This is a genomic window from Metabacillus herbersteinensis, from assembly GCF_042433335.1.
Lineage (GTDB): Bacteria > Bacillota > Bacilli > Bacillales > Bacillaceae > Metabacillus > Metabacillus herbersteinensis.
The window spans coordinates 1-19,306 of record NZ_JBHLVO010000034.1; the positions used below are offsets into that span (position 1 = coordinate 1).

General features: G+C 37.3%; 14 protein-coding genes and 1 pseudogene. All 15 read right to left on the bottom strand.

Features of this window, described 5'->3' with window-relative positions; translation table 11 throughout:
* Window positions 1–547: 547 nt before the first annotated feature.
* Window positions 548–1,543: a hypothetical protein gene (locus tag ACFFIX_RS23815; protein WP_378938530.1), complete on the bottom strand. Its 996-nt coding sequence runs from the start codon at window positions 1,541–1,543 to the stop codon at window positions 548–550.
* Between the two features lie 536 nt (window positions 1,544–2,079).
* Window positions 2,080–2,193, bottom strand: a pseudogene (locus tag ACFFIX_RS23820) (5-dehydro-4-deoxyglucarate dehydratase); the annotation flags it as partial.
* 191 nt (window positions 2,194–2,384) lie between these two features.
* Window positions 2,385–3,065, bottom strand: coding sequence for a GntR family transcriptional regulator (locus ACFFIX_RS23825; RefSeq protein WP_378938532.1), 681 nt, complete (start codon window positions 3,063–3,065; stop codon window positions 2,385–2,387).
* Between the two features lie 79 nt (window positions 3,066–3,144).
* On the bottom strand, window positions 3,145–4,440 hold the full coding sequence (locus ACFFIX_RS23830) for an Nramp family divalent metal transporter (protein ID WP_378938534.1): 1,296 nt from the start codon (window positions 4,438–4,440) through the stop codon (window positions 3,145–3,147).
* Between the two features lie 278 nt (window positions 4,441–4,718).
* Window positions 4,719–5,711, bottom strand: coding sequence for a 2-hydroxyacid dehydrogenase (locus ACFFIX_RS23835; protein WP_378938536.1), 993 nt, complete (start codon window positions 5,709–5,711; stop codon window positions 4,719–4,721).
* A gap of 21 nt (window positions 5,712–5,732) precedes the next feature.
* Window positions 5,733–7,190 carry an alpha-ketoglutaric semialdehyde dehydrogenase GucD gene (gene gucD / locus ACFFIX_RS23840; protein WP_378938538.1) on the bottom strand — a complete coding sequence of 486 codons (1,458 nt, stop codon included), beginning with the start codon at window positions 7,188–7,190 and terminating at the stop codon, window positions 5,733–5,735.
* A 115-nt stretch (window positions 7,191–7,305) separates the two neighbouring features.
* Window positions 7,306–8,226 (bottom strand): dihydrodipicolinate synthase family protein, encoded by a 921-nt coding sequence (locus ACFFIX_RS23845; RefSeq protein WP_378938540.1) that lies wholly within the window; start codon window positions 8,224–8,226, stop codon window positions 7,306–7,308.
* A 27-nt stretch (window positions 8,227–8,253) separates the two neighbouring features.
* Entirely contained in the window at window positions 8,254–9,030 is a 777-nt protein-coding gene (locus ACFFIX_RS23850; RefSeq protein WP_378938542.1) for an HpcH/HpaI aldolase family protein, read from the bottom strand.
* A gap of 497 nt (window positions 9,031–9,527) precedes the next feature.
* Complete coding sequence (locus ACFFIX_RS23855) at window positions 9,528–10,859, bottom strand: TRAP transporter large permease subunit (RefSeq protein ID WP_378938544.1); 1,332 nt, start codon at window positions 10,857–10,859, stop codon at window positions 9,528–9,530.
* A gap of 171 nt (window positions 10,860–11,030) precedes the next feature.
* Window positions 11,031–12,566, bottom strand: coding sequence for a galactarate dehydratase (garD, locus tag ACFFIX_RS23860; RefSeq protein WP_378938546.1), 1,536 nt, complete (start codon window positions 12,564–12,566; stop codon window positions 11,031–11,033).
* A gap of 78 nt (window positions 12,567–12,644) precedes the next feature.
* Window positions 12,645–14,006, bottom strand: a complete 1,362-nt coding sequence (gudD, locus tag ACFFIX_RS23865; protein WP_378938605.1) for a glucarate dehydratase — start codon at window positions 14,004–14,006, stop codon at window positions 12,645–12,647.
* A 29-nt stretch (window positions 14,007–14,035) separates the two neighbouring features.
* Window positions 14,036–15,499 (bottom strand): alpha-ketoglutaric semialdehyde dehydrogenase GucD, encoded by a 1,464-nt coding sequence (gene gucD, locus ACFFIX_RS23870; RefSeq protein ID WP_378938548.1) that lies wholly within the window; start codon window positions 15,497–15,499, stop codon window positions 14,036–14,038.
* A 71-nt stretch (window positions 15,500–15,570) separates the two neighbouring features.
* Window positions 15,571–16,509, bottom strand: coding sequence for a 5-dehydro-4-deoxyglucarate dehydratase (gene kdgD, locus ACFFIX_RS23875; protein WP_378938550.1), 939 nt, complete (start codon window positions 16,507–16,509; stop codon window positions 15,571–15,573).
* A gap of 209 nt (window positions 16,510–16,718) precedes the next feature.
* Window positions 16,719–17,726, bottom strand: a complete 1,008-nt coding sequence (locus ACFFIX_RS23880) for a tripartite tricarboxylate transporter substrate binding protein (protein WP_378938552.1) — start codon at window positions 17,724–17,726, stop codon at window positions 16,719–16,721.
* 73 nt (window positions 17,727–17,799) lie between these two features.
* Window positions 17,800–19,302, bottom strand: a complete 1,503-nt coding sequence (locus tag ACFFIX_RS23885) for a tripartite tricarboxylate transporter permease (protein ID WP_378938554.1) — start codon at window positions 19,300–19,302, stop codon at window positions 17,800–17,802.
* Between the last annotated feature and the right edge of the window lie 4 nt (window positions 19,303–19,306).

Genomic DNA, 19,306 nt, shown 5'->3' on the forward strand with positions numbered 1-19,306 from the left:
AGCGTGATCCACCTCGTCCTGCAAATGCGAATCGTACGTTAATCTTAAAGACTGTACTGACCAGGGTGCACTTTCTGCAGAATGAAAACGAGGCATTTTATTCACTTCAGACCCGAAAAGTGGTGGTTAGCTTTTATAGAAGCTTCCTGACAGTTGCTTCCTTATGAACCTAAAATTGGTTATTAAGATTGGTTGGTGTGTTCGGCATGCACAAAATCCAAGAAATAGTATTTGACATAGTACGCTAGACATATAAAAAAGCGCATCAACTCAATGCTGCTCGCTTCTTATTAACTTATATATAAAGCCCACTATTTTTCATCAGACCGCTCTAATTGACCATCTCATATTTTAGTAAAACGAATGATTGATACAAAGAAATACAATACTTTGATTTTTCATCAACTACTGATTAGACACCACGTAAACGTTAGACCTGACCTGAGGCACTTAGGCCAGTCGCAATGATTAATCTTTCAATTGTTGGAATTTCCACAAGTAAAGGTAAATATCTGTCTTGTTCGGACTAAACCCGATTGTTTAGATTTCAACTTAGAATACTATTAATTATCGTTAAATAAATCGCTGCTCCTATAAGAACGTAAATACCAAATAAACCGTTCGTATAAATGCCTACATAAAAAGGAGTACGGTTAACGATACGGGCAGTAATCATGTTTGGCGGTGAAAACGGGGATATCATGGAACTTAACCACCAAGCTAATAAGATGGTCATCGCATAAATCACAGGCACTACTCCAATATTCTCCCAATCTACAGTTGCAGTAATGATAGTGATTGTGACCAAATGATGAACACCAGTTATAGCAATAGCGACAACTACGAGATTAAAGAGAATAATGAACAAAAAGACAAAAAATGGTGAATTTCCTGGTAATGTTGGCAAATGTATTTCCCAACTTATATTCATAAGAGTACTTGCAAAAAAACCAATTGAAATAAACAAAAAGGCTTCTTCACGTATATTCAGTAAATCCTTCGTAACAAATTTTTTCAACGCTCTCAGATATGACATAAACTTTCCAAATACAACACACCAAAGGAAACTAAAAACGATACTTACTAATGAAATGATTAAAATAACATCATAATTAGTAAAATGACTTAGCAATACTACAGATATTACTAATAAGCAAAAATAGAATATAATGATTCCAATCGTGAGTATATCATTTTTCGAAAAGGTAACGAGGTTTTCTTCATTTGGCTTATTAATTAAAAAGCTAGCAATCCAAAATAATAATACAATAATAGTAAAAAACAACCCAATTCCAAGAATGAGCGCAGGGCTGCTACTACTGTATGCAATCGCAATGGAAAAGGCAGAAAAATAAGGTGACCAAAAAGCAGCAGAACTAAATGATCTACTCAATATTGCTCCAAACGTCACGGGAGACCTTTTCATAGAATCAGCAAAAAACTCACCAATTACACGAATTCCGCCCACATTTATAAAGGAGCATAAAATAAAATTACTAATGATTAACATAGGCGATAGACGTTCATAGGGTATCTCTCTCATTTTTGGTATCAGCTTTTCTAAATACCTTCCCGACTCGATAGGAACTTTTATAAGAGGAGTACAAACAAACAGCGCAATAAAAATGGTATGAGAAATAAGGGCATCTATTACATTTTCAACTGGTATTTTATATTGGAAACTTAAGAGTAAGCTTAAGATAAAAAAAGTGGAATAAGAGATTCGTAGAAGCCCTGAAGTTTTGATTACTAAAACAATCAAAAGTATACCCACGCATACAACCAACAGAATACGTAATCCGAATATATCAAAAAAAGATATTATGATGCTTGAAACTGCAATCAACAATAAAAAAATAATGTGTGTAAGGTTAAGTAAATTCATAAATCTCCCATCCATCGGTCTTAAAGCTTCAGCTATAATATTAGATGATTGAAAAAGATCAGTCCTGTAGGCAAGATACCTCTCAAGTGTACGATCAATACTTTAAAAGTATGCTTTCATGCCTACAGAGACTCACTGTTTTATTATTTATTAATGTGTACAGGATATTTTTCTAGTGCTTTCTTTAATATGGCTTACAACTGTCGATAGTGTTCTTTCTCAACTGGAATTAATAGTGGTCTCACTGTTGAACCAATAGGCAGACCTATGATTTCCATTCCAGCCTTTATGAGGGAAACATTATACCCTCCTGTTCGTCAAGTCTCCCGTTCTCATCAAATGGAGTGATAGGGAAACCAAGGATTCCTGAAGGAGATTTTCTTTGAATATTCATTAATAAAATCCTTTAAAATAATCATTTGATATTTGATATATCAACAAAATCTAAAGAAATCTACCAATACGAAAACAATACCTTAATTGTACACAATCCTTAGTGTTATTCAACCTTGCCGTTCTTTTGTTTTAATGCAAATGTTGTAGAACGATTAATGTGATTACGCATTGCATCTTCTGCTCCAACTGCATCTTGCTCTTTGATCTTTTCGAAAATGAAATAATGGTCTTGAAAAGCTCGATCGTGTTCATCTGTAACAGACAATGCTTTTTTACGGAAAAACTTGTCAAAGGAGCAAACCGCATCTATCTGGTTGGAGATGTAATTATTCTTTGCAATTTGTTGAATGAAATCATGAAAAGTAGTATTATATTTTTCCAACATTTCTCTGTTTTTTTCTTGAGTATAGAGTTTCATACTTTTAATAGTAGATTCAAGTTTTTCTAATTCTTCATCAGTCCTTTTAATGGCAGCTAAACGTGCGGCAACACCTTCAAGCGCCGCCCTTGCCCATCTAATTTCTTCCACGGAAGTCATGACACTTGTAGATACAAAGGAGCCTTTTCTTGCTTGTGTAACCACTAATCCATCTTTTTCAAGTTGTCTTAGAGCTTCTTTAATTGGTGTAGTACTTACTTCAAACTCTTTTGCCAGTTCTCTTTCTCTCAAATGAAAACTAGGTTCGTATTTTCCATTTAATATTGCTTCTTTAAGTTCTTCATAAATCAACTCTCTTACGGAGCGTGATTGCATACTTATCTTCTTTTTAATATCTTCGTACATTTCTACTGTGCTCCTTCTGAACAATGTTACGTCTAGTATAGCATTAGAAACTATATTAGATTAACTGTAACAAAATAAATTAAGCAAAGAAACTTATAATTATTTGATACGATCCCCAAATTGCCAATATTGTTGTAGCTACTAGCATGATGTTTTCAAACCAGTTATTCGTATGTTTGCCTAAATATTTCTTCTGATTAGAAATGATGAGTAGACCAATAGAAATTGCTGGTAAACCTACTACATTTAGTGCATTCGTAAATAGTGTAAGAGCTACAAATCCAGTAACCCCTGGGATTGACCAGATGATTGGGGAAACAAGCAGAAACAAACTGATCCATTTAAACTTCGAATCACCCTCTATTTTCTCATCTTTTGTCAATACCTTATTCGTAACCTTATAATAACAATCCGTAATTACTTTTGCATAACCATTTGCGGTTCCAATTACACTACTGTATAGGATTCCAAAAACACCTAAGTAGAAAATCCAAGATCCGAGATCACCCATGTACATAGATAAAGCACGAGATATATCCTCTACGCTTTCCACTTGAATACCATTCGGACGAAGTATTTCAGCACCAACAACCCAAATTGCTAAATTGAGGATAATGGCACAAATAAATCCAAATAATAAATCGTTACGTTGAATTCTTTTATGAACTGGCTTCGTCCAGCCTTTATCTTGTAAAAAATAAGGATAAATTAGATTTGTAAGTGAACCAGCTACTGCACCGACTAATGAAATTGCCACAAGAATTACACTGTAAGCACCAGTCTCATCTGGTAAGCCAAATCCAACCGTGCCCTTGAGAATGCTTCCAACACTAGGTCCACTATATACTGCCAAGCCTACAAAACAAAAAGTTAAAATACCTAATAAAACTTTCATGACTAGTTCCACTTTTTTATAAGCATTTCTTCCCATAATAAACAAACTAGCTAATACGACAACAATTGACCAAATGAATGCGTTGCCGAATCCAAACATCCATGCAAGTGCAATTCCTGAGCCTTTTATCATTTGTGCAACAATTAAATGTCCGATAACTAAGCCAGCAATCCCAAAAAAGATTGGAAAAAGCTTGTGGATACGTGAATAGCCATCTAAAATAGTCATACCTTGGTTATTGTAAATTTGGAAGCGTCCCATAATATTACAAATCACAAACCGAATTAATAGTGATGCAGCAAGAAGCCACATTAGGCTATACCCATAGTTGGAACCTGATACAGATGAAGTTACAAGGTCACCTGCACCCATCATGGTAAGTATCATCACAATTCCAGGTCCATACATTTTTAAAGCTTCCCACATCTTTTGCAATTGAGTCTTGTCATGTTGGACGTTAATTTCCTTTTGTAATTCCATTTTCATTAAACCTCCTTATCGATAACTAGTAATGGTAGAATTTTTTATTCGCTAAATTAACACACTAGAATTACTTTCAAAGAACGATTACTCCCAATTTTGTTTTAGTAAATAAATATAAGTAAAAATGAAATCGCTTACAAAATTTTAGTGCCTTATTCCTCACAGTAAATCCGTTTCACCCCCTTTAAATGAAGCTCACACACATAATATTTATAATATTCTGAATCATTTTTACGGAAGAATATAAGAATTCCCCCTATCTACCCTGAAAAAATTTATATTCTATTCCATTCACTTAGCTTTAAAACATCATGATTTATTAGACTAGGTGGCGTTTCCCCTTTTAAACCTTTGAGTAAGTTCTCTACTGCTAGATTTGCCATTTTGTACCTTGTTTCAGTAGTTGCTGAACCAAGGTGAGGCAGCGTCACAACATTTTTTAAATGACGAAGTGGACTTTCTAAGTTCAAAGGTTCTTCCCTGTAAACATCTAAGCCTGCTGCTAATATTTCCCTATTCTCTAGGGCTTCAATTAACTCATCTTCATTTACAAGTGCTCCTCGAGACCCATTAATAAAAATGGCACTTTTCTTCATCAAACGGAATTCTCTTTTTCCAATTAAATTCACTGTCTCTGGAACAAGTGGTGCCATCACACAAACGAAATCTGATTGTGCCAACAAGGAATCCATACTAGCATACTCAGCGTTTAACTCTTTTTCAGCAGAAGTGTTTCGTGAACGATTGTAATATAAAATGTTCATTTTGAAACCATAATGCGCCCTTTCAGCAATGGCACGTCCGATTCTTCCCATTCCAATTATACCTAAATTTTTATGATGGACGTCCACACCAAACAAGTCTTCTGTGATTTTATCTTTCCATTGACCAGATTTCACATAATGATCTAGCTCCGGTATTCTTCTAGCCGTTGACAACAGTAGTCCAAATACAGTGTCAGCAGTCGTATCTGTTAGGACGTCTGGTGTATTTGTGGCCATAATACCTCGTTTGGTTAGTTCATCAATATCTAAATTGTTATATCCTACCGAAATATTCGTGACAACTTTTAGCTTATGTGCATGATTCAATAGTTCTCGGTCTACCTTTAAACCGGATCCAATAATCCCTTCAACTTCACGCAAATCATGGGAAAAATCAGGTTCGGAACTAGATTCTAAGTCATATTGTTGTACATCACAATTTTTTTCTAATCTTTCCAGTAAGTCATCTGGTAACCGGCTATATAAAATAACTTTTGGTTTCATGTCATCCCCTCACATTCCATCTTAAAGTGTTGGTGTAATCGTTATTGTCTTAATAGAGGTAAAAAACTCAATTGCTGCTGTACCTTGCTCCCTTGAGCCCGAACTAGATTGTTTCATACCACCGAACGGAGCTTGGAGTTCAACCCCAGCACTTTCTCCATTTACTTTTACCATCCCTGCTTGTATTTCTCTTACAAATTGTAAAGATTTCGCGAGGTCTCGTGTAAAAATAGAAGCGCTTAAGCCAAATGATGAGTCATTCGCCTGGGTCAATGCATCCTCTAGAGAGTCTACCTTTATCAGGGCAAGGACAGAGCCAAAAATTTCTTCACGGGCAATGGTCATATTATTTGTAACATTCCCAAATACTGTTGGTTCGATGAAGTGACCTTTGTCATACGCTGGTCCATGAAGTCTCTTACCGCCATAAATCAACTCTGCGCCTTCTTCTTTTCCCTTTTCAATATACTTCAGGACTTGTTCCAATTGGGCGCTTGACGAAAGTGGGCCCATATATACGGATGAATCTAAGCCAGAACCGACTTTAATAGCCTCAACTCGTTTAAGTATTCTTTCTTTAAACTCATTATATATGTCACTATGCACATATACTATACTTGTTGCCGTACACTTTTGACCTGTATGCTTCATTGCTCCATTTACTGTCAATTCTTCAGCTAGATCTAAATCCGCATCATCCAAGACAATGGCTGGATTCTTCCCACCCATTTCCAACTGATATTTTGCTCCTCTTTCGATTGCCCCTAAAGCGACTTTCTTTCCTACATCATTTGAACCTGTAAAAGTAATGCCATCAATATCTTTATGTTCAATAAAAGCATCTCCAATGACTGAACCTTTGCCTGTAACTAAATTAAATACACCTTTTGGAATACCGCCCTCATGAAATGCCTCGGCGATTTTAACTGCTGTAATGGCGGTTTCTGTTGCAGGTTTAAATACAACGGTATTCCCATAAACGAGAGCTGGCGCGATTTTCCAAACTGGTATAGCAATAGGGAAATTCCATGGACTAATCACTCCTACCACTCCGAGTGGCGCTCTTGTTGTATAAAGTAAATTGTTACTGTTTTGAGATGGGATGACATCTCCCGTTTTCCTTAAACCTTCTTGTGCAAAAAATCGTAAAATAGACACCGCACGTGCCACTTCACCCTTAGTTTCGGCCAATGTTTTTCCCATTTCCTTTGTAGCTGTAATTGCAATATCTTCTATTCTAGTTTCTAGAACATTAGCAACTTCATAAAGAATATTACCTCTTTCAACAGACGAAGTATTCTCCCATTTTTTTTTGGCTTCTTTGGCCGAATTAACAGCACTATTTACATCATCAACCGAAGAACTCTGCACATAACCGGCGATTTCATCTATGTTAGCAGGATTAACACTTGGTATTGTTTCACCATTACTTCCAAAAATCCAATCGCCATTTATATAGTTCAAATAGACTTGGCTCATTTTTCACAATCCTTTACATTTAATTATATAAAACTATTATCATATTTCCCTACATCATCTATCTATGATTCGCTTTTTAAAGAGATAGTTGATAGTCACAGCAGTGATTTTCCTTTTATACCATCGTTTTATTTAGTAATCCCCAGCTTTGAAGAATTTTTGCTACTGCTAATTTGTCACTTTCATCCAACTCCGCTACTGGAGGTCTTGTAACACCTGCGGTAAAACCTATTTGTCTAAGAGCTTCTTTAATCACTGCTACATTATTTCCATCGTTGTTCTTCGCTCTTAGTTCCTCGAATGGAAGTAATTCCTCCCATATTTCCCACACCTTATCGACCTCTTTCTTTTTTAGCGCGTCTAATAATTCAAATGATTTTTCTGGGTAAATGTTAACCAATCCAGACGTAAAACCTGTTGCACCGGCAAGAAAGAAATATGGTGCCCACTTTTCGGCTGTGCCACAAATCCAAGCAAGTTGGTGTTGTTTTGGCATAGAACGGATTGTTTTTGTAAAACGAGGAAAATCATTAATTGCATATTTTACCCCAATGAATTTTTCTAAAGGTGCTAATTCTTTTAAAACATCATCACTTAGATTAGGGTTTTTAAAATAGAGAACAGTTGGAATATCAAGTGCATTTATAATTTCATGGAAGTAATCGACTGCTCCTTTATTATTGGAATAAGGATGTATTGGTTGGTGAATCATTACGCAATCTGCTCCCGCAGCTTGGGCATATCGCCCTAATTCAATTGCTGTCGGCACAGCGTATCCTATACCAACCATTACAACAGCCCTTCGATTCACAATGTCAATAACTTTTTTTGTCACCTGTTTTACTTCTTCGAGGCTCATCGCGTAAAACTCTCCGGTATTTCCTCCAGGAACAATCACTTTTACGCCATGATCAATAAGAAAGTTAATATTTTTTTCCAAGCTATTCCAATCAATTTCTTTCGTATCCTCATAAAAAGGCGTCAAGTTTATTGCAGAAATCGTGTTCAAACTTTGGATAAGATCTTTGTAACTCATAACATTGCACTCCCTAAATTTATAGATTTATAGTTTAAGTAAGTTTAGACCATTTACATATTGAGAAAAGGATTGGTTAATAAGTGAGGTTACTGTGAGTCCAATATAATCGGCTCCCCATTCCTTTCTCATTCGTGCTCCATTACTATCTTTTGTATGAATACCCACTTTCACTTCAGCCTTTCGAGCGGATTGGTAAATATGATCAATTGATTTTAAAACCTCTGGGTGATCCATTCGTCCTCCATACCCAAGCGACACAGACAAGTCTGTTGGACCAATATAGACCATATCAATATCTTTCACACTCAGGATTTCATCTAGATTCTCCATCGCTTTTTCACTCTCGATATGAATACATATAAAGGATTCTCGATTTGCATGTTCTAAATACTCATAGATTGGAACGTTTCCGTAATCAGCAGCTCTCATCGAAAAAGCAGCTCCTCTTTTACCTACAGGAGGGTATTTAACAGCTTCAACTATTCTTTCTGCTTCTTCTTTCGATTCTACTTGAGGTACATGAACACCGTGAGCACCTCTATCCATCGCTTTTAAAATTTCATGCGTGTTACTTGAAACGACCCTAACTAAAGGAGTAATTCCTCTATTCTCGGCCGCAATTACCATATGCTCGACATTTTCAGGTGAAAGTATGCCATGCTCATTGTCGATTACTACCACATCAAAATGATTTAGTGCCGCCATTTCAACGACTTGAGTAGATGGAAAGCCAATGAAAACTCCCAACCAGGGTTTGTTTGAGATCCCGTTTAATTTTTGTTTAAATTGGTTTTGATACATATGTTTCTCCCCTCTTACCTTCTTGATATATGGTATATGATATATCAGATTTTTGTTTACGTCAACAATAGAATTCTGAATTTTTTATTTATTATAATAAGTTTAATATAATTCATTATTAGGTTTTATAATAATTCCTCTTCTCTCAAATAAATTGAGTGATGACAGTCACATCATATTAGCTTTCCAAAAGTCTTCTCATTCAATTATTCTATTATTGTTTATACCTTTTTTGCACTGACTATTCTATTCTTTCTGCTAATTGTTGTAAAAAAAAGTAGCTCTTCTCTTTTTACGATTGAGTAGACGAGGATATTAGTACGAACAGCAATTAACTATATATTTTCAGATAACTGATTTTTTGTGTTGATGACAAAATTACGGGATTTCCCCTCGTCTTGAAAATAAAGGGTAATTCTATAAAAATATGATATAAGCTATGAATTCCATGGTTACAATAAAAGAATGAAAGATCGGTAATTTTCTCTTTGCCCTATTTAACGGACAAACATAATAATCCCTATACCAAGAATAGCAACGATAGATAAATGCAACCCATTCGCACGAAGACCTACTTCAAATCCTGATATCCCAACAATCCGACTAACCATCAGATTTAATCCTGAGAAGGGACTTAAAGCCGATGAAATTGACCAAGCAAGTAATAAAAGCATCGCTAGAGAAAGAGTGCTTATACCTAGCTCTTGAGCGTTCAATTGCATTGCCAAAGCGGAAATAACTGCGATCTGATGGATCCCAACATACGTAACAACAAGGACAATCACCATTACAGCTAAAGCAAACAATATAAATGATTGATTTGCGACACTAGTTAGGAATTGACTTATTTCATTCGCAAAGGTCGTTCCTTGAATTGCATGCCCCAACAATCCCGCACTTGTAAATAGCATAATTTCGTTATTCATCATAGGCACCGACTGATCAAGATATGTTCTCCAATGGGGATAAAGACGTTTCCAACTATTTGAAATAGCACCCCACATGAGTGGTAAGATAATAGAAATTATACTTACAACAACAATCATGGACCATTGGGTGAAATATTCAATCGTTAACGAAGTAAACATTAGAAAGAATGTAAACATAGCCAATTGAATGAGCTGATTACGAGTTCTATTTTCTAAAGGAATTTCTGGATCTGATGGCCTATCTAGCGGATACCGACGCTCCCAAATAGCAAACAATACATTCCCCACAAGCAATGAAAGAAAGGATATTCCTAATCCATACAATATATATTTGCCAACTGGCATTTCCAAGTAGTAAAGAACCAGAGTTACAGAGGCAAAGTACGGTGACCACATGACAGCAGTGGAAAAACCAATTAAATAGCTTTTAGCAGACATGGCCGATGGGAGTTTAAGATCTGAAAGGAATTCACTTATAATTCGGACTGAGCCTAAGCTTAAGATTGGACTTAATATGAACAAGGTAGTTGTTATACCAGCAAATAGTCTTTGCGGATGGTTCAATAAATTTCTAAGTAATGAATCAACTGATTCGAAATAGCCTCCCAGTTTTAGCGGAAGAGAAAGAAGTGGAGCAAGAGTAACAAGGCATAGCAATGGCAAAATTAATAAAATTCCTTCACTAATTCCATCTAGACCTGTTCCCTTATTGATTTCTAGGATCATCCCTGTTCCCATCATGATGATACCAATCCAACGAGGAAAGCCACTTGAATTCATAGTACTGATGATAAACGATAACAGAGCGAAAACTACTACAATATATTCCAACCAAATTAGATCAATGAAATAATGAATCAAAAACAGTACACACATCGATAAAATGAGATAACTTCGCAAACAACTTTCACTCCTTTTAAACCAACAAGAAAAAGGTCTTCCCACAGACAATGAAGTTGTTGGTCAAGAAAAGCATTTTTAACTGGGGCGGTTATTAGGAATGATTCTATTTTTTAATATAAACCAATAAAGGCATCCTTCTATTAAGGATAACCTTTCATGAAAAAATAGTTATGTTACTGGAGCGGGATTGAACAAACTTAAATCATTGTGTAATCCCCAGTGTTCAGCCCATGTTTGCTTACGTCCGCTTGCAACATCCAAAATTAAGTGAAAAAGTTCCCAGCCAACTTCTTCAATCGTTGCTTCTCCAGTTGCTATTCGTCCTGCATTGACATCGATTAAGTCACCCCATTGTTCCATTAAGGAATTTCGAGTTGATACTTTTATCACGGGTGCCATTGCCAATCCATAGGGTGTTCCTCGTCCCGTTGTGAAAACTTGAAGATGCATCCCAGAAGCTAATTGCAAGGTTCCACAGACAAAGTCGCTAGCCGGTGTCGCTGCAAATATTAATCCTTTATGTGTTGCCTTTTCTCCAGGAGACAAAACACCTGAAATCGGGCTGCTTCCTGATTTTGCAATTGAACCAAGTGATTTCTCCACCACGTTGGCTAAACCGCCCTTTTTATTGCCAGGTGAAGGATTTGCACTACGATCCGCGTCTCCTTTTTGTAAATAATTATCATACCACTTCATTTCTCGAATCAACGCAGTACCTACATCTTCATTAATTGCTCTCGGTGTTAATAAGTGAACGGCATCTCTAACCTCCGTAACTTCTGAAAATAGGACTGTTGCCCCTGCTTGAACCAGTAAATCTGCTGCATAACCTACAGCAGGGTTTGCCGTGACACCAGAGAATGCGTCACTCCCTCCACATTGTAAACCAACCACTAAATCGGAAACAGGACAAATGACTCGTTGCCGATCATTTAATTTTTCTAATCGCTCCTCAGCCATTTCAATAATCGTTTGAACCATTTTCGTAAATCCCTGGTGATCTTGAAGTGAGACAATGTTAGCTGTATCACCGTCCGGTACTAACCTTTCAGGAAGTAGCTTTTCACATCCTAATCCAACAACCATGATTTCACCACCAAAGTTCGGATGAATCGCCATGCTTTGAATCGTCCGAATTGGTATTTTTGCCTCCGGTGCATTAATTGCAACCCCACACCCGTATGTATGATTTAACGCAACTACATCATGGACATTAGCATATTTGGGGAGGATCTCCTTTTTAATTCTGCTGACCGCATAATTTAACACTCCTGCAACACATTGAACACTTGTTGTAATACCAAGGATATTTTTAATTCCCGCGCTACCGTCCTTATTTCGATATCCTTCAAAGGTGTGTCCTTCAAGAGGGGGAAGCAAATCCGGCACTTTGTCTGAAATGGACAATTCATCTAACTTCGGAGGGGAAGGGAGCTTTACTAACGATTCGTCAATCCAACTGCCCTTTTTTATTGAAGTAACAGCATACCCAATTACTTCACCATAGCGAATAATCGTTTGATCTTGTGTTAAATCTGTCAAGGCTACTTTATGGCCTTGAGGTACATTTTCTTTCAGTTCAAGCCCACAGGGAAAAACAGTTCCTTGTTTTAATCCCCCATAATTAACAATTATCGCAACATTATCCAGTGAATTTACTTTGATGTAAAGCGGGACTTCGTTTAGTTTTCCGTTTATAGACATAAAAGATTTCTCCTTTGCTCAAATGTTTTTAAGAAGGAAACTACGAAGCTCTAAATCATTTACGAGTTCAACCTCAACTTAATTTTGCACGAGACACGGACGCTTGTTATCAAACTTCCAACCAGGTACTAGATACTGCATAGCTACAGAGTCATCACGAACACCTAAACCCTCTTTGTTGTAAAGTTTGTGGGCCTTCTCAATTTCCTCCATATCGATTTCAATCCCTAGACCAGGCTTATCAGGAACATTTACAAAACCGCCTGCAATCTTAAATGGTTCTTTTGTCAATCGCTGACCATCCTGCCAAATCCAATGTGTATCAATCGCAGTAATTCGCCCTGGAGCAGCTGCCGCAACATGAGTAAACATTGCCAAGGAAATATCGAAATGATTATTAGAATGAGATCCCCATGTCAATCCCCAATCATGACACATTTGTGCAACACGAACTGAGCCTTGCATCGTCCAAAAATGTGGGTCTGCTAATGGAATATCCACAGAGTTCAACAGAATTGAGTGTCCCATCTGACGCCAATCAGTAGCAATCATATTTGTTGCTGTAGGTAGACCTGTTGCTCTTCTGAACTCAGCCATTACCTCTCTTGAGGAATACCCATCTTCAGCTCCACATGGATCTTCTGCATATGCCAATACATGGTGCTGATCACGACATAACTTAATGGCTTCCTTCAAAGACCAAGCCCCATTAGGATCTAAAGTAATCCTCGCATTCGGAAAACGATCTGCTAGTGCGGCAGCTGCTTCTATCTCTGCCTCTCCTTTGAGTACTCCTCCCTTTAACTTGAAATCATTAAAGCCATAACGGTCATGAGCAGCTTCAGCAAGACGAACGATCGCTTCAGTTGTCAATGCTTCTTCGTGACGCAACCTAAACCAGTCGTCTTCTGGATTAGAATTACTTAAATAAGGCAGATTGGTTGAGTTCCGGTTCCCAATATAAAACAGATATCCTAAAACTTCGACTTTATCACGCTGTTGGCCTTCACCAAGTAAAGCTGCAACAGGTACATTAAGATACTTACCTACAAGATCAAGAAGGGCTGCTTCAAGTGCAGTAACAGCATGAACTGTGATTCTTAAATCAAATGTTTGTAATCCTCTACCACCAGAATCTCTATCCTCAAATTGTTTTCTTACAGAATTAAGAATCATATTGTACTTTCCAATCGATTGTCCAACTACTAAAGACTGTGCATCTTCCAATGTTTTGCGAATCTTTTCACCCCCAGGAACCTCTCCTATACCTGTGTTCCCAGAGTTATCTTTCAGGATTACTATGTTTCTGGTAAAGAAGGGGCTGTGCGCCCCACTAAGATTAAGCAACATACTATCGTGACCAGCAACTGGTATAACCTTCATTTCAGTAATGATTGGAGTACTAGATGCACATTCCTTTGCTACTTGTTGAGATGTTATTTGTGAATGAATAGGACTCACCTCGCTATTTATTTTACAAAAACAGTCTTAATTGATGTGAAAAAGTCTTTAGCTGCTTCTCCTTGTTCACGAGAATGAGAGCTTGATTGTTTCATACCACCGAATGGAGCCTGCAACTCAACTCCTGCACTTTCTGAATTAATACGAACAAGTCCTGCTTCCATGTCCTCAATAAACGAAAGCATGCTTTGAATATTGCTTGTGAAAATGGATGCACTTAAACCAAACTGAACATCATTAGCAATCTGAAGTGCCTCTTCTAGATTATTAACTTGAATAAGAGCTATCACTGGGCCAAAGATTTCTTCTTGAGCAATGGTCATCTCTGAAGTAACATTTTCGAAGATGGTTGGCTCTACGAAAAATCCATTTTCGTATTCTTCTCCCTTTAGACGATTTCCGCCTGCAAGTAGTGTTGCTCCTTCTTTCTTTCCTATTTCAATGTATGATAGGACTGTTTTTAGTTGGTCTTCATTCGCACATGGTCCCATCCAAATTCCTTCTTGCAAGCCATCACCTATTGTAATTTCTCTTGTTTTTTCTACTAATTTTTCTTTAAAAGTTTCATAGATTGCCCTTTCAACAATTACACGGCTTGTTGCTGTACATTTTTGTCCTGTGGAACGAAATGCGCCACTAATTGTTGATTCTACTGCAAGTTCTATATCTGCATCAGCCGCAACAATGACTGGGTTTTTTCCGCCCATTTCTAGTTGATACTTTGCTCCACGAGCTAATGCACCTTGACCAATTGATTTCCCAACCTCATTAGATCCTGTAAACGTAATTCCGTTTACATCTGGATTATCTGTAAGCGCTTGACCAATGACTGAACCTGATCCTGTAACCATATTTACTACACCTGGTGGAATGCCAGCTTCCTCAAAACACTGAATCACTTTTGCACATGTAACCGCTGTTTCTTGTGCAGGCTTGATCACGACAGTATTACCATAAATAAGCGCTGGTGCCATTTTCCAAATTGGAATCGCAACCGGGAAGTTCCATGGTGTAACGACTCCAACAACTCCTAAAGGCACGCGACTTGTAAACATTAATGCTTTACTATCAGTTGATGGAATCACATCACCCACTTTGCGCATACCCTCACCAGCATAATAACGAAGAATTGCAACACCTCTAGCCGTCTCACCTTTTGCTTCAGGTAACGTTTTGCCCATTTCAAGAGTCATACACTTTGCAACCTCTTCTAGCTTACTTTCTAAAACATTAGCCGCCTTATGCAAATACGACCCTCTTTCACTACCAGATAGCCTTTTCCATGTTTTTTGTGCTTGCTTTGCGACAGAAACTGCTTTATCTACTTCTTCTTTCGTCGACATTTGAAGGTAACCTACAACCTCGTCTTTGTTTGCAGGGTTTATACTAGGCTTCACTTCACCTGTTGAAGAGCCAACCCATGAGCCATTGATATAGTTTAAATACGTCTCTTTCTTTGTTTCTACAGTCATTGGAATCCTCCTGTTAATTAAAGTAGTTTAACTACAATTCTGGCACTGCTTATATTTCACCAAATAATAGACTACAAGTTACTAGTTTCTTTACACTCAACTGGATATTTTTTCAAAGCTAACGTAATTATACTTTTTAGTTGCTCATAATGCTCTCTCTCAACAGGTACACATGGTGGTCGAACTGTATTGGCTACTGAGAACCCTTGAATTTCCATTCCTGCTTTAATCAATGAAACAGCGTACCCTTTTCTCGCTTTACGAATTCGGTTAATTGGAAGCAGAATATCAACATAAATTTCTTTGACAAGCTGCTCATTTCCTTCAAGTAGAGCATCAAAATAAAGTTTTGAAATATGTGGCATGTAATTTGACATTGCAGAAGAATAAGAGTGGAAACCAATTCTTGTGTATGCTGGCATTGTGATTTCAGCGAATGGCATCCCATTTAACCATTCAAGTCGATTTCCAATTGTCTGTGTCATTTCCAAATTTAATTCCATATTTCCATGACCATCTTTTAATGCAACGATTTGTGGAAATTCTTCTACTAATCGTTGTAGAGTCTCTAACTGTACGATTGCATTATCTCGGTTGTAGAGAATTGCATTTAAGTTACTATTTTTGACGATCGTTTTATAGTAATTGTATAAACCTTCTTGTTCACCTTCAATTAAGTACGGTGGAAGTATTAAGTACCCATCTGCACCTAAGTCCTCAGAAAGTCTAACTAACTCAACAGCATACGCAATATTTCCACCTACTCCGGTATAGACAGGAACCTTTCCACTAGCAACAGACACCGCAGTTTTTACCATTGTTTGATATTCTGCTTTACTTAATGCGTGAAACTCACCTGAGCCACAAGCGATAAAGATCGAACTAAGTCCCTCCTTGATTAAGAAATCTATATTTTCCGCTAATGCTTTTTCATCAATGCTTCCGTTCTCTTTAAAAGGTGCTGTCGGAAATCCTAAAATTCCAGTTGGAGATTTTCTTTCTGTTGTCATCATGTTTCATCCCTTCTATAATAACAGAGTATTCAATTTGTCCATTTGTCTTACAATTAAATTAAGTGTAAGACATATTAAGTATGTCGTCAACTCGAAACAATACATCAAAGCTTTGTCACCATGCTTACTAAAATAGATGCCCTTAACGTCAATCGAAATGTTATGGGCATCCAGATATTTCGGTGAAAATGATAGATTAGTTAGAATTACTCTTGGTTTAGTTCTTTATATATGTCTTCCGTTTCCTTAATATAATCAAATGCATCTTTTGGATTAAAATAAGTTGGTGACACTAGGAATTTCTCAGCTTCTTGAACATATTCCTCATCGTTTACTACGTTCTCAACCGCCTTTGAAAATACTTCAACAATTTCATCAGGTGTATCTGGACTGAAACCATAGAAGAAGAACTTTTCGAAACTACTGTTTACATCTTGCTCTATAAATGTCGGAACATCAGGCATTAAATCGACTCTTTCTTTAGCCATAATTCCAAGCGATCTCATATCTCCAGATTCAATATAATCTTGGACTAACCCTAGAGAAGTTGGAACAATATCAACATGTCCACCAAGAAGTGCAGCAACTTTGTCAGATGCACCTCCAACGTCAACGATGTTAAGTTTGATATCTTGATCTTTTTCTAAAGCTAATAATTGCAAGTGAGTAAACCCTCCCACCTCAGTCGCAATTGAAACTTCTCCTGGATTAGCGCGTGCATACTCAACCATGTCTTGTAGGTCTTCAAACTCTGAGTCACCGCTTACCAAAAATGTGTTTCCTTCGTCTAAGATCGGTATTCCTGCTAGTTTATAAGAATCATAACTATAATCAACTAAACCTAGAATTTTGTTTAATAATAATGAATTATGGAAAAACAACACAGTATGACCATCAGGATCAGAATCTAGCACTTCTTTAGCACCAACAGTACCACCAGCTCCAGTCACATTAGAGATAACAACGGTTTGACCTAATTCCTTTTCTAAATATTTACCTAGTAATCTTGCATTTGCATCAGTATCCCCACCAGCTCCAGCCGGAACAACTACTGTGATTGGCTTAGTAGGATAATCACTTGCACCTTCTGAGTTTCCTTCAGTTTTTGAACTACTAGACTCACTAGATCCTTCTTCACTTGCACACCCTACAAACATAGCGGCTAAGAAAAGCATAGTCATGACCAAAAGCAACGTTTTAAAAGACTTTTTCAAGATAGACCCTCCCCAGAGTTTTTGATTATATTCCAATAGAAATATTTCTATTAAAATCGATTTGGTTACAACCTTAGATTCCTAAAGTGTTTGAATCTAATTTTTTCTTTTTATAGTTGCCTCTTATTTTTAAAATGATTGACAAGAGAGCAAGGCTTAAGAAAAGTGCAGCAATCGGTTGAGTTAAAAATGGTAAAAAATCACCTTTTGTGTACATAAGCCCGCGACGTAAGTTTGTTTCAAGTAGTGGGCCTAAAATAAAACCAAGAATAATCGGTGCTACAGGAAACTTAAATTTCAACATAATATAGCCGAGAACCCCGAAAAACAAGAGAGCACCTGCATCAAACAAACGATTATTCACGCCTATTGCTCCAACTACACACAGCACCATAATAACCGGCAAGAGTATATATTGAGGAATACTCAGAACCCTAGTAAAAACTCTCATCCCCCAATAGAGGAACGCAATCATTGCGAAATTAGCAATTAATAATGCTGCAAATATTCCATAAACGACGTCCCCGTTGTTTTGGAAAAGTAATGGACCAGGAGTTAGCCCATGGACGACCAACGCTCCAAGAAGAAGTGCGGTAACAGTATCACCTGGGATTCCTAGGGAAATAAGCGGTATCAGTGCTCCACCTACAGCAGCATTATTTGCCGTCTCAGATGCAACTACCCCATCAGGAATACCTTTCCCAAATTTTTCAGGAGTTTTTGATTGGTTTTTTGCGGTCACATACGCGATAATATTGGCCGTTCCTCCACCAATACCAGGTAGAATTCCAATTCCTGTTCCTATCAAACTTGATCTTAATCCATTCCATCCTTGCTTGTAAAAATCACGTAAGGAAAAACCAAAACCTTTCATCGCATATTGTATTGATTGCCCTTTTTTTATTTTCGTTTCAGAAACGTTAATGATTTCCGATACAGCAAACAATCCAATGAGAACAGGCAATAAGTTAAATCCTGCATCAAGTGCACTATTCCCAAATGTGAACCGTGGAAACGCATCAATCGGTGCTGCTCCTACCATTGCTAAGGCAATACCCATTAATCCAGCCAATAGCCCTTTAACTAATGAATTACCTGCCAAACTAGAAATCATTGTTAAGGCAAATATCGTGATTGCAAAGTATTCAAACGGTCCAAACTTAAGGGCAACCTTTGCTAAAGGCGGTGCAAGTAACATTAAAATCAAGATACTAAATAGCCCGCCTAAAAAAGAAAACACGATCGCATATCCAAATGCGGCCCCTGCTCGCCCTTTTTTCGCCATGGGATAACCATCAAAAGTTGTGGCAATTGAAGATGGCGTGCCTGGTAGCTTTAACAAAATTGCAGGTATCAGGCCCCCAGATACTCCACCTATATACAACCCCATTAATAAGGACATCGCATCAACTGGTACCATTCCAAAGGTTATCGGCAAAGCAATCGCAATAGCCATTGTCGCTGTTAACCCTGGGATCGCACCAAATATCAACCCCACCACTACACCTGCAAGAATAAAGCCCATAGTCTTAAAATTTAAAACTGTAGAAAAACCATCTACAAATAGTTCAAACATATAA

What these genes read in the sequence shown, in the direction of transcription:
- ACFFIX_RS23815 (WP_378938530.1), bottom strand. Translation starts at nt 1,543, where the DNA reads ATGAGAGAGATACCCTATGAACGTCTATCGCCTATGTTAATCATTAGT.
- ACFFIX_RS23845 (WP_378938540.1), bottom strand. Translation starts at nt 8,226, where the DNA reads ATGAGTTACAAAGATCTTATCCAAAGTTTGAACACGATTTCTGCAATA.
- ACFFIX_RS23830 (WP_378938534.1), bottom strand. Translation starts at nt 4,440, where the DNA reads ATGGAATTACAAAAGGAAATTAACGTCCAACATGACAAGACTCAATTG.
- gucD (WP_378938538.1), bottom strand. Translation starts at nt 7,190, where the DNA reads ATGAGCCAAGTCTATTTGAACTATATAAATGGCGATTGGATTTTTGGA.
- gucD (WP_378938548.1), bottom strand. Translation starts at nt 15,499, where the DNA reads ATGACTGTAGAAACAAAGAAAGAGACGTATTTAAACTATATCAATGGC.
- garD (WP_378938546.1), bottom strand. Translation starts at nt 12,566, where the DNA reads ATGTCTATAAACGGAAAACTAAACGAAGTCCCGCTTTACATCAAAGTA.
- kdgD (WP_378938550.1), bottom strand. Translation starts at nt 16,509, where the DNA reads ATGACAACAGAAAGAAAATCTCCAACTGGAATTTTAGGATTTCCGACA.
- ACFFIX_RS23850 (WP_378938542.1), bottom strand. Translation starts at nt 9,030, where the DNA reads ATGTATCAAAACCAATTTAAACAAAAATTAAACGGGATCTCAAACAAA.
- ACFFIX_RS23835 (WP_378938536.1), bottom strand. Translation starts at nt 5,711, where the DNA reads ATGAAACCAAAAGTTATTTTATATAGCCGGTTACCAGATGACTTACTG.
- ACFFIX_RS23885 (WP_378938554.1), bottom strand. Translation starts at nt 19,302, where the DNA reads ATGTTTGAACTATTTGTAGATGGTTTTTCTACAGTTTTAAATTTTAAG.
- ACFFIX_RS23825 (WP_378938532.1), bottom strand. Translation starts at nt 3,065, where the DNA reads ATGTACGAAGATATTAAAAAGAAGATAAGTATGCAATCACGCTCCGTA.